Annotated in this window: 1 protein-coding gene; it reads right to left on the bottom strand. The window is 68.1% G+C overall.

All coding sequences use genetic code 11. From position 1 onward, the window contains the following. Positions 1 to 206 (bottom strand): DUF58 domain-containing protein (locus tag B4920_RS28370; protein WP_139379816.1); only part of this gene is annotated, 206 nt, incomplete at its 3' end. Between the last annotated feature and the right edge of the window lie 23 nt (positions 207 to 229).

Here is a 229-nt window from a genome sequence, read left to right as displayed (position 1 = left end):
CGCCAGTCGATGTGGCGCACCTCGTCCCCGGCCTGATAGAGGCGCAGCTCACGAAAATTCAGACCCGGCTGTCGCCCGAGCCGCCCTTGACGCGCCTGGTGAATGCGCGCCCGCTGACCCTGTCTCGCCCACAGCCGGATGGCCAGCAACTGGGACAGGGGCAGGGCGATGTCGGGATGGCCGCGGGGATCAGCGGATCTGGTCATGGGGGTTGCTCATCAGGGGCATG

The organism is Zoogloea sp. LCSB751 (assembly GCF_002028455.1).
Taxonomy (GTDB): domain Bacteria; phylum Pseudomonadota; class Gammaproteobacteria; order Burkholderiales; family Rhodocyclaceae; genus Zoogloea.
This window is presented reverse-complemented; position numbering and strand designations above follow the sequence as displayed.